Source organism: Exiguobacterium sp. s161, assembly GCF_018619045.1.
Lineage (GTDB): Bacteria > Bacillota > Bacilli > Exiguobacteriales > Exiguobacteriaceae > Exiguobacterium_A > Exiguobacterium_A indicum.
In genome coordinates, this window is sequence record NZ_JACSNH010000005.1 from 76,322 (window position 1) to 90,105 (window position 13,784).

General features: G+C 46.0%; 12 protein-coding genes, 1 tRNA gene, 1 pseudogene and 1 other annotated feature. Of the genes and pseudogenes, 6 read left to right on the forward strand and 8 right to left on the reverse strand.

What is annotated here, in order from left to right:
- Nucleotides 1–105: 105 nt before the first annotated feature.
- Nucleotides 106–1,398: an NCS2 family permease gene (locus KNQ14_RS12925; protein WP_214749630.1), complete on the forward strand. Its 1,293-nt coding sequence runs from the start codon at nt 106–108 to the stop codon at nt 1,396–1,398.
- A 56-nt stretch (nt 1,399–1,454) separates the two neighbouring features.
- Here KNQ14_RS12925 and KNQ14_RS12930 read toward each other — a convergent pair whose 3' ends face one another.
- The gene (locus KNQ14_RS12930) at nt 1,455–2,735 is read right to left on the reverse strand and encodes an ABC transporter substrate-binding protein (protein WP_214861261.1); all 1,281 of its coding nucleotides are present in this window, start codon (nt 2,733–2,735) and stop codon (nt 1,455–1,457) included.
- Nucleotides 2,736–2,995: 260 nt separating this feature from the next.
- Here KNQ14_RS12930 and KNQ14_RS12935 point away from each other — a divergent pair.
- A pseudogene (locus KNQ14_RS12935) lies at nt 2,996–4,384 on the forward strand (potassium/proton antiporter); the annotation flags it as partial.
- Nucleotides 4,385–4,443: 59 nt separating this feature from the next.
- Here the strand turns inward: KNQ14_RS12935 and KNQ14_RS12940 are convergent.
- The 5 genes from KNQ14_RS12940 to KNQ14_RS12960 all read right to left on the reverse strand — a co-directional run bounded on the left by KNQ14_RS12940 (nt 4,444) and on the right by KNQ14_RS12960 (nt 8,688).
- The gene (locus tag KNQ14_RS12940; protein WP_214861263.1) at nt 4,444–5,079 is read right to left on the reverse strand and encodes a DedA family protein; all 636 of its coding nucleotides are present in this window, start codon (nt 5,077–5,079) and stop codon (nt 4,444–4,446) included.
- Between the two features lie 16 nt (nt 5,080–5,095).
- Complete coding sequence (locus KNQ14_RS12945; RefSeq protein ID WP_023467235.1) at nt 5,096–5,317, reverse strand: hypothetical protein; 222 nt, start codon at nt 5,315–5,317, stop codon at nt 5,096–5,098.
- A gap of 166 nt (nt 5,318–5,483) precedes the next feature.
- Complete coding sequence (gene asnA, locus KNQ14_RS12950; RefSeq protein WP_035398809.1) at nt 5,484–6,458, reverse strand: aspartate--ammonia ligase; 975 nt, start codon at nt 6,456–6,458, stop codon at nt 5,484–5,486.
- 66 nt (nt 6,459–6,524) lie between these two features.
- Nucleotides 6,525–6,772: a binding site (T-box leader), on the reverse strand.
- 144 nt (nt 6,773–6,916) lie between these two features.
- Nucleotides 6,917–7,804 (reverse strand): carbohydrate ABC transporter permease, encoded by an 888-nt coding sequence (locus KNQ14_RS12955; protein ID WP_087682156.1) that lies wholly within the window; start codon nt 7,802–7,804, stop codon nt 6,917–6,919.
- Nucleotides 7,801–8,688, reverse strand: coding sequence for a carbohydrate ABC transporter permease (locus tag KNQ14_RS12960; RefSeq protein WP_023467232.1), 888 nt, complete (start codon nt 8,686–8,688; stop codon nt 7,801–7,803). Before KNQ14_RS12960 ends, KNQ14_RS12955 begins: the two co-directional genes overlap by 4 nt.
- A 166-nt stretch (nt 8,689–8,854) precedes the next feature.
- Here KNQ14_RS12960 and KNQ14_RS12965 point away from each other — a divergent pair, with 166 nt between their 5' ends.
- A complete protein-coding gene (locus KNQ14_RS12965) occupies nt 8,855–10,534 on the forward strand; it encodes a formate--tetrahydrofolate ligase (RefSeq protein ID WP_195865908.1) in 1,680 nt (559 codons plus the stop codon).
- A 16-nt stretch (nt 10,535–10,550) separates the two neighbouring features.
- Nucleotides 10,551–11,507 (forward strand): alpha/beta fold hydrolase, encoded by a 957-nt coding sequence (locus tag KNQ14_RS12970; RefSeq protein WP_082202576.1) that lies wholly within the window; start codon nt 10,551–10,553, stop codon nt 11,505–11,507.
- Nucleotides 11,508–11,580: 73 nt separating this feature from the next.
- Here KNQ14_RS12970 and KNQ14_RS12975 read toward each other — a convergent pair whose 3' ends face one another.
- Nucleotides 11,581–12,000 (reverse strand): hypothetical protein, encoded by a 420-nt coding sequence (locus tag KNQ14_RS12975; protein ID WP_023467229.1) that lies wholly within the window; start codon nt 11,998–12,000, stop codon nt 11,581–11,583.
- Nucleotides 11,997–12,542, reverse strand: coding sequence for an imm11 family protein (locus KNQ14_RS12980; protein ID WP_371743357.1), 546 nt, complete (start codon nt 12,540–12,542; stop codon nt 11,997–11,999). The genes KNQ14_RS12975 and KNQ14_RS12980 overlap by 4 nt, the downstream gene beginning before the upstream one ends.
- Before the next feature lie 169 nt (nt 12,543–12,711).
- Between KNQ14_RS12980 and KNQ14_RS12985 the strand changes: the two genes are divergently transcribed.
- Together KNQ14_RS12985 and KNQ14_RS12990 are read left to right on the forward strand one after the other, a co-directional pair.
- A tRNA-Gly gene (locus KNQ14_RS12985) sits at nt 12,712–12,785 on the forward strand.
- Nucleotides 12,786–12,937: 152 nt separating this feature from the next.
- Entirely contained in the window at nt 12,938–13,747 is an 810-nt protein-coding gene (locus tag KNQ14_RS12990) for an MBL fold metallo-hydrolase (protein ID WP_050678250.1), read from the forward strand.
- Nucleotides 13,748–13,784 lie beyond the last annotated feature (37 nt).

Sequence of the window (13,784 nt, forward strand, 5' to 3'; positions counted from 1 at the left end):
ATAAAAAATTCTTTTTTGTTTCGACTTGATTCCGAATGAATTTTACTATAATATCATCAATGTTCGTTTTTTAATCAATTTGTTATGAAGGTGGTCCTTTTACCCATGTTTAAACTTGCCGCACATCAAACAACCGTAAAACGTGAAATCCAAGCTGGATTCGTGACGTTCATTACGATGGCCTATATTCTGCTCGTCAACCCAACGATTTTAGCAGATGCCGGTATCCCCCAAGCCCAAGCTTTTTCTGCGACGATCATCGCGACATTGATCGGTACGCTTCTGATGGGGCTTTATGCGAATCTACCAATCGCAGTCGCACCTGGAATGGGACTCAATGCGTATTTTACTTATACACTTGTCGTTGGTGAGAAGATTCCATATCAGACAGCACTCTCAGTTGTCTTCGTCGCTGGTGTCATTTTCTTATTGTTATCCCTCTCACCGATTCGTACGAAGCTGATTGAAATCATTCCGATGACATTAAAGCTTGCGATCACAGGTGGAATCGGTCTCTTCATTGCTTCACTCGGTCTCAAGATGTCAGGAATTTTAGTCGCTAGTGAAGATACACTCGTCACGATTGGCGCATTGACGTCACCAGAAGCATTGATCACACTCATCGGATTATTAGTTGCAGCGATCTTGACAATCAAACGTGTACCAGGTGCTATTTTATATGCCATGATCCTCTCTGGATTGATTGCATTCCTGACAGGTGAATTGAAGTTTTCCGATTCCTTCGTTGCGTTACCGACGTTACCAGAAGGATTGATCATCACGAATCCGTTCAACGCCATTCAAGACGTGTTCCAATACGGTCTGTTCAGCGGTGTCCTCTCCTTCGTTCTCGTGACGATGTTTGATACGACAGGTACGATGGTCGCTGTCGGAGAACAGGCTGGATTGATTGAAGAAGATGGATCATTGAAAAACAGCGAACGTGCCCTATTATCTGATTCGACTGCGATGGTCGCTGGTTCATTATTCGGAACAAGTCCTACAACGGCTTACGTAGAATCTGCAGCGGGTGTCGCTGCTGGTGGACGGACTGGACTCACATCCGTGACGGTCGGGATTCTATTCGCATTATCTGCCGTCTTTGGACCGTTCGTTCAATCGATTTCGAGCGTCCCTGCGATTACTGCGCCCGCATTGATCTTAGTCGGTGCCTTCATGATTCAAAACATCAAGCAGATTCCATGGGATGACTTCAGCGAAGCTTTCACGGCTTTCCTCGTCATCTTGATCATGCCATTATCCGGTAGTATCGCAACCGGTATCGCATTCGGTTTCATCGTCTATCCGATCATGAAAGCTATCCAAAAAGAGCGTGTCCACCCACTCATCTATGTGTTCGCGCTTCTCTTCTTCATCCAATTATTCTTCTTATCATAAAAAAACATGCCTGTTCCGTCAGTTAGTCGGAACAGGCATGTTTTTTAAATCACTTCTTATTTCTTCATTTTATCCCATGTTTTTGTGAAGTCCTGCAGCATCTCATCAGCTGTTTTTTGCTTACCAACGTATGCTTGCATGATCGCTCCGAACTCGTTTACAGCACCATCCGGATACTTGAACCAGTTCCATGAGATGGTTTTTCCATCTTTCGAGTACGCTTGAATATCATCTGCAAGCGGTCCTAAGTCCTTCGCTTCGATTGATTTGAAGGCAGGGATGAATTTAAATTTATTGACCATGTAGTCTTTTCCTGTGTCAGACGTCGCCATCCACTCGAGGAATTTCTTCGCTTCTGCTTTGTTCTTCGAGTTCTTATTGACGACCCAGTTGTTTGGTACGCCGACAGGCAGACGATCCATTTTTTCTTTATCATCATTGATCGGCATCGGGATGAAGCCCATGTTGATGTCCGGATTGACATCCGTGATCAATTGTTGTGCCCAGTTCCCTTGTTGGATCATCGCTGTCTTACCTTCAGCAAACTGAGAGACTTGTGTATTATAGTCTGTCGTTAACGGATTTTTATTTCCATACTCAATCGTCAAATCAAATAGATTCATGAATTCCTTGAACTGTTTATTGTCCTCGAACTTCGCTTTTCCAGAGTTGAGATCTGCAATGAACTGATCTGGATCATCCTGTTGTGCGACCGGAATGTTTAACAGGTGATTTCCAAGAACCCACCACTCCCCGTATCCTATCGAGAACGGTGTCACTCCATCTGCCTTCAGCTTCTTAGAAGCTTCCGTCAATTCCGTTAATGTTTTTGGAAGTTCCGTGATACCGGCTTTTTTGAAGATATCTTTATTGTAGATAAAGCCATACCCCTCAAGGTTCATTGGCATACCATACAATTTACCATCAATCGTCATTGGCTCTTTTGATAGCTCCGTTAGATCACCGACCCACTTTTCATCTGACAAATCTTCTAACTTATCTTGCCATGTCTTTGCTTCCGTAAAGCCACCGTTGTTAAAGACATCTGGTTCATTACCTGAAGCGAACTGTGATTTCAGAGCCGCGCCATAGTCCGATCCACCACCGACTGTTTGCACAACGACTTTCGTTCCGGTTTCCTTTTCATACGCTTTTGCCATCTTTTCCATGTCTTTTGCGATTTCAGCCTTGAATTGGAATACGTTGAGCGTCTTACCGTCTTTTGAACCACTATCTTTCGAGTCATCGCTATTCAATGTACCGCCACCACATGCTGCCAAAGCGACGACCATCGCCGTCGTGACGACAGGTAATGCTGCCCATCTTCTTTTACGCATTCGGATTCCCTCCCTGATTTCGTTTCATTTCGTGCTACATCTTCACAATAAATGAAAACGCTTGCAATGAAGAGAGAGAAAGTTGTCCGGTGTGGTGGAAAATATTGAACAATCGTTATCCGAGTCTTTTCATCGGAATTGTTGTATCATGAAACTAAAGATTCTTTTATGAATAGGAGTTTGATGCCATGTCCTTGCAACTCACGATTTTATTGATTGGTATATTGCTGTTTGCCGCCGTCTGAACGACGAAGTTATCAAGTCGTCTGAATATTCCTGCTCTACTGATTTTTATCGCCCTTGGTATGATTGCCGGAAGCGACATTACGGGGTTCATTCGTTTTGACGATGCAGAACTGGCTCAGCTTCTTGGAACCGTCGCCCTCATCATCATCTTATTCGAGGGTGGTCTGCAAACGGTTTGGAAGGAAGTGCGTCATGAATTAGCCCCTTCCCTCTCGCTTGCGACGTTCGGGGTCTTCATCGCTACATCCATCGTTGCCGTTGCTTCCCATTATATTCTGGGCTTTAGTTGGGCGAATGCTTTTTTACTCGGGGCAATCGTTGGTTCGACGGATGCCGCTGCTATCTTTTCTGTCTTGAGTGGTCAGCCGATTCGACGGAAAGTCGGATCAACACTCGAAGTTGAATCCGGTACGAATGACCCGATGGCCGTCTTTTTGACTGTCTTGTTCCTTGAGTTCGTGACAAACCCTGAAGAAGCATCGCTCTTATCGGGACTTGGATCACTCGTTTGGGAAATGGCGATGGGACTTCTGATTGGTTTGTTCATCGGATGGGCAGCTTCGACCTTGATCAATCGGATCGATTTGTCCTCTTCTAGCTTTTATCCGATCATGCTCATGTCGTTTGCTTTCCTGTCTTTCGGTTTAGCTGATACGTTCCATGCCAGTGGATTTTTAGCCGTTTATGTCACAGCGATCTACATCAGTAATCATGAACTCGTCTATCGACAGACACTCGTTCGCTTTACGATGAGTATGGCGCATCTTGCTCAAATCGGAATGTTCATCGTGCTCGGTCTGCTTGTCTTTCCGAAACAATTGCTCGATGTCCAGGTCATCCTGTCTTCCATTGCGCTGGCGCTGATCTTAATTTTCATCGCTCGTCCTTTGTCAGTCTGGGTGAGTCTTCTTCCGTTTCGTTATTCGTGGCAAGAGAAGGTCTTCATTTCCTTTGCTGGCCTAAAAGGAGCGGTACCGATCATTCTCGCGACATACCCTCTCGTTGCGGATATCGAGAATGCATCGATGATCTTCAATATCGTGTTTTTCACAGTCTTACTATCTACGCTAATTCAAGGGAGTATGTTGACGTTTCTTTCCGAGCGGTTACGACTGAACGAAACACAGACTTCTGCTATTCATACGGTCATTGAATTCATGTCGATTGGTAAACCGAACGCCGAAATTATTGAGTTAACGTTACCAATGTCCCATCCATTCATTGGAACGACGATCTCAGAGATTGATTTGCCACAAGAATTTTTGATCACTGCCATCATTCGTGATGATCAAATCATCACACCGCGTGGCGACACTGCCCTTGAAGGCAATGATCAGCTGTTATTGCTGACACCAAAACATCGCATCAAAACACTGAAGCGATTCCTGTTTCCTCCCGCTTGATCTGTTCATGAAACAACGCAGTGGATCTTCAGGATCCACTGCGTTGTTTTTTTACATATTCATGTATCTTGTTGTTTCGTTTGTGTGTCTTGCTTCTGTTCTTTACGCTTCGCTTTAGCACGACGGTAGAGAACGTATCCACCAAGAATCACGACGATTCCACCTAAGATCCACCATAACTCCTGTTCTAATCCTTTTAGCATGGATTCAGCACGTTCTACTCCGAATCGTTCACCGACCCAGATGTAAAAGAAGGAAACCGGAAAAAGTCCAATACTTGAAGCGAGTAAATAGCGTTTGAACGAAAGACCAAACAAACCACACGGAATCGAGACGACCGAGCGCACGACGGGGAAAAAGCGTCCGAACAAAGCAGACCATGTTCCGTATTTCCCGACGATGCGCTCCCCTTTCTCAATTTCTTTTTCTTTAATCAGTAACCATTTGCCGTACCGGATAAGTATCGGACGACCTGCATAACGACCTAGAAGATAAAAGACCGTCGCTCCCATCAGACTTCCTAAAAAACCGACCAGAACAGCAACTGTCCAACTGACTGTTCCGTTCGATACATATAGACCAAGTAATGGTAAGCCGACTTCTGCTGGGATCAATTCCGTACCAAGACCAACGATCATAATTCCTAAAAACAGCCAGAGATTGGATTCTCCGGCTGAGAACAACCATTCCAACATACAAGTAACCCTCCGTTCATCCTCTCGCTGGACGGAGGAGATAATAAATGATGACGACTAACGTCGTCCAGACGCCTGTGAAGATTCCGATGATCCCGACAATGAAGAAACCGAGTGCAACGATTGAGCCTGTCCGTTTATAATCCCGCCACATCGTTCGTAAGCCCTTAATGTTAAACCAAAGAAACGCAATGAACAAAATAGGGATGAGTATCCCAACAATTAATAGAGAAGACATGCTTTCACCTCTTTCTTATTTATTGTTATCCCCATTCTATCAGGAATCGACACGTCTTTCCTCCGCCTGAGGTCGTACGAACCTAAAAAAGGGCACGCTTCCGAATCGGAGCATGCCCTTTGCTTTATAAAACATCCTGTTTTAACGCTTTCTTACTATATATATGTCAGAGCAAGTGGATGCCTTCCGCTTGAAGACTTTTACGCGTCTCTTCTGACCAGACAGAAGCTTGGACTTCGCCGATATGACGCTTCTTCAATAAGAACATCGCCATACGAGATTGACCGATTCCTCCACCCATCGTTAACGGTAGACGCTCTTCGAGTACACCTTGATGGAATGGGAATGCCAATTTATCTTCTTCTTGAGCAATCGCTGTCTGTTTCAACAACGCTTCACGATCAACGCGAATACCCATTGAAGACAATTCGAATGCTCCGATTTCTGGGTGGTGTACTAAAATGTCACCGTTGAGCGTCCAGTCATCGTAGTCAGCCGCTCGACCATCATGCTTCTCACCTGAAGCCAGTGCGCCACCGATTTGCATGAGGAAAACAGCACCATATGCTTTCGTGACTTCTGTTTCACGTTCTTTCGTCGAAAGTGTCGGATACGCATCCTCTAACTCTTGTGTTGTCATAAAATGAATCGTTTCCGGTAAGATTGCTGAAATACCATACTCCGCTTCTACTTCTTGTTCGACTTGGCGAATCGTTGCATAAATCGCTTGTACCGTTTCTTGTAAATAAGCACTCGTCCGTTGTTCTTTCGTGATGATCCGTTCCCAGTCCCACTGATCGACGTGAATGGAGTGTGTCGCATCCAGCATCTCATCGCGACGAATCGCATGCATCAAAGTGTATAATCCTTCTCCCGCTTCAAATCCGTACGTATGAAGCGCTTGACGCTTCCACTTTGCAAGAGATTGTACGATTTCAAGATCTGCTGTGTGATCCAAGGCATCGAAGCGAATGATCCGCTCTACGCCGTTGAGATGATCGTTGACACCGAGTGTGCTTTCTACGAACAATGGTGCTTCGACACGTGTCAATCCGAGTGTCGTCGAAAAGCGTTCTTCAAAGCGTTTCTTTACGAGTGTGATAGCTTCCTGTGTGTGTTTCATCGATACGAGTGTTGTCATGGTGGTGTTCCTCCTCAATTGTGTTTTGAAAAAGAAGCCATAAAAAAGAGCCCTTCTTTCCCAAGAATATGGGACGAAAGACTCGGTTCCGCGGTACCACCCATGTTAGCAACGATGTTGCTCACTCAAAAGACGAATCACTTCATCTTCGGCCTTATGATAACGGACAGGCAACTCCGGCTACGCCTACTGACATTCGGGTTCGGGTAGCGACTCCGGGAGGTTCTTCGCATCTTGCTTCCGACTGGGCTCTCACCATCCCCAGCTCGCTATACGGTCGTACAAGGTGTTACTCTTCCCTTCAACGTCGTTGTTACAATTGAATTGAGAACATCGTACAACAGGTCGCAAGTGTTTGAAAAGACTTTTTTTCAAAAAAAATAAAAGTTGTCAGATTAATCTGACGTGTAAAACATGAAAAAAGCGTTCTCGCAGAATCGAGAACGCGCTTACAAAAATTATTTGATGGATCCACTCGTAATTCCTTGAATGATCTGTTTTTGCAAGGCAAAGAAGAACAACAATAACGGAATGATCCCGAGGACGAGTCCGGCAAGTGCTAAGTCCCACTGCTTCGTATACTGACCGAAGAAATAGAACGTCGCGAGTGGAATCGTTCGTAAATCGACGTCTCGTAACATCAGCGATGGCAGTAGGAAATCATTCCAAATCCAAAGCGTGTTCAAGATGATGATCGTGACCGTGATCGGCTTGAGTAATGGGAACACGATGCGCCAGAACACACCCCATTGTGAACAACCATCAATGATGGCCGCCTCCTCGATTTCTTCAGGAATCGACTTCATGAATCCATGGTATAAGAAGATTGATAATCCAGATCCAAAACCAAGATACATCAGAATCAATCCCCAATAACTGTTCTGCAATCCGAGATCACCAGACAGTTTCGATAAGGGAATCATGATCGACTGGAATGGAATGATCATCGCCGCAACGAATAAGAAAAAGATGATCGTTGACAAGCGTGTTTTCGTCCGGACGAGTTTCCAAGCTGCCATCGAACAAAAGATGATGATGACCGCGTTAGCGCCGACTGTAATGATGACGGAGTTTAAAAAGACTTTTCCGAAGTTCATGGCTTCCCATGCTTCTGAATAGTTGGACGTCATCCATTCTTTTGGTAGGCCAGATGTATTCGTAAAGATATCTCCCTGCGTCTTGAATGAATTCGAAACGACGTAATAAAACGGAATCATATACAGAAGCCCCATCAATAAGGCTGCCAGTTCGACCGTTCCAAGACGGAGTGAATAACGACCTCTCGTCTTTTTGGAGCGCTTCGGTTTCTCCTCTTGCGGAGTGGGTAACGGTTGTGCCGTACTCATGCTTCCACCTCCCGTTTTTTCGTCAGATAGACTTGAGTGACTGTAATCGCGGCGACAACAACGAAGAAGATGATCGCTTTAGCTGACCCGAGTCCAAGATTATTGTTCGTAAACGATTCTTTATAAATGTTTAAAGCAAGCATTTCGGTCGATTTGAATGGTCCACCATTCGTTAGGGATAAGTTCGTATCGAATAACTTGAAGGACCATGAAATCGTCAAGAACAAACAGATCGTGACCGACGGCATGATCAGTGGCAACGTAATGTTCCGTAACGTCGAGAGACGATTGGCACCATCGATTTTTGCTGCTTCAATCAGCTCTTGTGGCACGTTTTGTAGAGCTGCGATATAGATGACCATGATGTAACCGCCACCTTGCCAAATCGAAACGATGACGATACCCCAGAATCCTGTCCGGGCATCTCCCAACCATGGAAGTTCAAATATACTCCACCCTGTCAATTCACCGATCGATGCGAAGCCTTTGACATAGATGAACTGCCAAACGAATCCGAGGATCAACCCACCGATCAAGTTCGGCATGAAGAAAATCGTTCGTAAGAAATTACGCGTGCGAATATTTTGTGTCAATAAGAACGCCAAGATGAAACCGACGACATTCGTTAAGATGACGGCAACGACCGTATATTTCGTCGTCAACCAAAATGACTGCTGGAACTGCTCGTCACTCGTAAAGAGACGGACATAGTTATCAAAGCCGATCCAATTTAATTCTCCGGTTACACCGTTCCAATCCGTGAACGAATACATGACGCCATTGAAAAACGGTACAAGCACGATCACTGCGAATACAAGAAAGACCGGTCCGACGAAGAGCCAAAAATCAAGACCGCGTTTCCACTTCTTTTGTCCAGATGTCATTGTTTCATCCCTCCTCCACTCTACAGTACGTCTTTCTCTAGCACTTGAACACGTCACCATTTGACCCATTGGGTGGAAAATATTGAACGTTTTCTTTTGGCGCGTTCGCACTAGATACGCTACTATTAGAAAAAAGAGAGATCCAATCAAAGAGGGAGTCGATACCATGGAAAAGACCATTCGTTCGGACTTAGAAATCGCACAACAAACCGTCTTACGCCCGATTCGAGAAATTGCGGACCGGATTGGTTTGCAAGAAGAGGATTTTGATACGTACGGAAAGTATAAAGCGAAGTTGACAGACGGACTGTTGAACCGATTGGCAACGAAATCTGACGGTAAATTGATCCTTGTCACTGCCATCAATCCGACAGCCGCTGGTGAAGGAAAATCAACCGTCACTGTCGGACTCGGACAGGCGTTGCATCGGGCAAACCACAAGACGATGATTTGTTTACGGGAACCCTCACTCGGTCCGACGATGGGCTTAAAAGGTGGCGCGTGTGGTGGTGGCTATAGCCAAGTCCTACCGATGGAAGAGATCAATCTTCATTTCACAGGCGATATGCATGCGATCACATCTGCCCATAATACAATCAGTGCCTTGCTCGACAATCACCTGCATCAAGGTAACATCCTTGGCATCGATCCGCGTCGTATCGTCTGGAAACGCGTTCTTGATTTGAATGACCGTGCCTTGCGCCAAGTCACGATTGGTCTTGGTGGTCCTGCGCATGGCGTGCCGCGTCAAGATGGGTTCGATATCACGGTCGCTTCCGAGATCATGGCGGTCCTCTGTCTAGCAGACTCGATCACGGATCTCGAACGACGCTTGAGTCGCATCGTCGTCGCGTATACGTACGATCAACAGCCGGTTACGGTCAAAGATATTCAGGCGTCAGGAGCTGCGACGTTGCTTCTAAAAGATGCGTTTCGTCCGAACCTCGTTCAAACCGTCGAAGGAACACCGGCACTGATTCACGGTGGACCGTTCGCGAACATCGCACATGGTTGTAACTCTTTGATTGCAACGCAAACTGCACTGAAGCTAAGCGATTACGTTGTCACAGAAGCAGGATTCGGAGCTGATTTAGGTGCCGAAAAGTTCTTCAACATCAAATCACGAATTGGCGGACTCCACCCGGATGCCGTCGTCATCGTCGCTACGGTTCGTGCCTTGAAGATGCACGGAGGTGTAGACAAAACGCAACTCAGCGAAGAAAATCTCGCTGCCTTAACAGATGGTCTTGCGTTACTTGAAAAACACGTCGAGACGATGAGTCTATTCGGCGTTCCTGCCGTTGTTGCCTTGAACCGTTTCTTCACCGACACGGAAGCAGAACGGAACATGATCCTAGAATGGTGTCAGGATCGTAATATTCGTGTCGCGGAAAGTGAAGTCTTCAGTAAAGGGGGAGCTGGCGGTGAAGCACTCGTCACGGAAGTCATGCAAGCTCTTGAGGAACCGAGCCAGTTCCGCCCTCTGTATCCTGACGTCTTACCGCTTCGTCAAAAGATCGAGCGTATCGCAAAGCGTGTCTACGGTGCAGCCGACGTTCATTTTGAAGACAAAGCACTCCGCGAACTCGAACGGTGTACGGAGATGGGGTTGAATGAGTTACCGATTTGTATGGCAAAAACACCATTTTCTTTAACCGATGACCCTGCTCGTTATGGTCGTGTCGAAGACTTCACGATCACGGTCCGCGAAATCCGACCATCGGTTGGTGCAGGGTTCATCGTTGCATTGACTGGGAATGTATTAACGATGCCAGGATTACCCGCAGTTCCCGCCGCCTTCCACATGGGCGTTTCGGAAGACGGACAGGTATTCGGACTTTCTTGATGAGAGGATGAGTTACATGACGATTGATCATTCACATTGGATAGCCTCTGACGGCTATACTACGACATTGCATAGCCTCGAAGCCCATGACCCTAAAGGAGTCGTGATCGTCTTTCACGGGATGATGGAGCATGGCGCACGGTATGAGGAATTCGCAGAATTCCTCTATGCTCATCATTACCACACGATCATCGCAGACTTACGCTGTTTCGGAACTCGAGCAGCACAGCTCGGAACGCTCGGACACCTCGAGCCGAATCAAGGGTTTAAACAATTGATGCAGGACGCAGAAGAACTCGTCTCTGACATCAAAGAGCGTTATCCGACATTGCCGGTGTTCATTTTTGGTCATAGTTTTGGTTCGTTGATCGCTCGCCGGATTGGTCAAACACTCGGTCATACAGTAGCTGGAATCATCGCGAGTGGCCCTCCGACTAGCACAGGCTTACTCGGTGATGTCAGCCAAAAACTCGTCGAACGTCAAATCCATCAGCTGTCAGCAACACACCCTGCTGAGCGGTTCGGACAACTCGTGTTCGGGCGGTATAACTTACGCTTCTTCCCAGCACTTTCTAAAAATGCTTGGCTCTCTTCGGATCCTCAATCCGTCATGCGCTATGATGCAGATCCATTGTCCGGTCAAACGGTCACGCTTGGGTTCTTCCACGAACTCTTGCATGCAACGAAGCTCGTCAACGCACTTGCTTCCGTCTATCAGCATCCACGTCACTTACCCCTCTTATTGCTTGCTGGTGGGGATGACGCGGTCGCGTTCGATGGAAAAGGTATCCATCATCTATTTGACATGTATAATCGTGTTCGTGTCGATGCTGTACAGCTGACGATTTATCGAGGGTTACGTCATGAGCTCTTCCATGAGTTCGAACGCATCCGCGTTTTTGCCGATATCGCGAGCTGGTTGAATAAGCAAGTCAACCCTGCAGCTAAACAGTCATCTTCCCGTTCTTCTTAAGCCACACCGATCAATATAAAAAAAGGCAGCGGATCCTTGCGATCCGCTGCCTTTTGCACTTCTATCGTATCCTTCATTGAATCCAAGTCAGTGAAGAAATCATTGCTTCGATTTCCTCGATTTCAAGCGTCTCGCGTTCAGCAGAGTACGTCAATAAGACTAACCGTTCCCCGTCCGAATACGCGTAGATCCGTAAGAAGATATCTTCTTCTTTCCCATCTACCGCAAGCAATGCTTCTTTTGTTGAATTACGACGGACTTCAAGTGCTCCTGTTAGTTCGATGCCGAACTCTTCCACCAACAGGTTGATTTCTTGTTCCGCCGCCTCATACGGTGTCAATTCTTCTGAATCGGACTCATAAATGGATAATTGGAGCGTTCCCATTGCATTTTCATCCGTCGAATAAAAACTAACATATGTCTCTTCTTCTTGATATTCGAATACCTTTGGATATTCTAGCGTGATCCAATGATCGACTGTGTACTGTTTCATTTGAATTCCTCCATTCGTTGTATCTCTTCAAAGCGGATACCCGTCACAGCCATACGCTCGAATTGGCGAGCGAGTTGAGCAGATACGAATATGCGATGCGTGCGTTCATCTCGCATAAGATGATGCGGACAAACCGAATCGCTGATTCGTCGCTCTGTCAAAAAATAGACACGTCGTCTCGGTACCAGACGGAATACATCCGTCGTATGTAGATGTTCGATCCGACTGACAGATAAGAGATTGAGAAGATAGTACGGAACCACTCCGTCCTTCGTCTCAAGATGTACCTTGAGACATTGTACAGAAAAAGGCGCGTATGCTGCAATGACGCGTTGCACACGTTCCGAGACGAGCGGCAGATCGAATGTGTTTGGAAGGACATCCGGTAGCAAATCCGCATCTTGATTGATGGAAAAAGCAAGTACACCTACGTTATTGAACCACTCTCCTATCAATAAGCGATGACGATCGAATTGGTGGTGACAAATCGCTTCCCATCCTTTTCCCATCGATTGTTCGCTCCAAACTCGCACTTCATTCACCAGACACTCTCTCCTCTACCCAACTTTACCCATATTGCAAATCAAGATTACCATTGGAAACGATTAACTAGTATTATTGTACACCGAATCTTAAAAGAAATTGCTTTTTTTCATAAAAGTTATGGAAATGCTCTCTTTGCTATGCTACTATATTTCATGTAGCCGATACGCGGGTGTAGTTTAATGGTAAAACCTCAGCCTTCCAAGCTGATGACGAGAGTTCGATTCTCTTCACCCGCTCCAATTATGACATAACATAGGTCTAGGACCATTTCCCTCTAGAGGGCAGGCGACTCGCGACGTGCGAGTCGTCTTTTTTATTGATTCTGCTGATGATTCCAACGAATTTATGGGTATACAACGATATAGATAGAGATTCGTAAAGGAGGATTCGTATGATTCAGATGAAAATGCCTGGCGTGACGATTTATCAAAGTACACTCATGAAAACGACCTCAACATTGATCGAGACGCCTGATTGTCTGATTGTCGTCGATCCTGGCTGGCTTCCCGATGAAATTGCAACGATTCGTCGAGACGTCGAAATCGTGCGTCGTGAACGACCGTTATATGTCGTCTATACGCATGCTCATTTTGATCATATTTTAGGTGCCTACGCCTTTACGGATGCCATCGTCATCGCTTCGAAACCATTCATCGATGTCGACCGACAAGAAGCGCTAAAAGCCGTTCAAGACTTTAACGATGAATTTTACATCGACTCCCCCGTACTATTTCCAGATGTGACGCATGTCATCCATGAGTCTGAAACGATTTTGACGATTGGTCAGACGAAACTGATTTTCTTTTTGACACCTGGTCATGAATCGACTCATCTTTCCTTCATCGTCATGCCACTCCATTTGTTAGTCTGCGGCGACTATGCTTCCGATGTTGAAATCCCCTTGATTGAACACGATTCCTCTGAGTATTTGACGACGCTCGAGCTACTCGAGTCATTCATTTACGAATATGAAGTCAAACTCTTGATACCCGGACATGGTCATATTTGTGATGTCCGAACAGAGATGATTGAACGACTTCATCAGAGCTATGATTATATCCTCGCACTCCGTGCCGGAAAAGAATCCGACTGGGCTCCGTCCTGGCAAACGACGCCATTCATGAAACGTCTGCACGAAAAAAATAAGCGACAAGTCAAAAAAGAACAAGAGGAACGATTAGCTCGACGCCATTATGATTAACTCCGCTCAATCAAAAGACTCGGTCGCCAAATCGGCG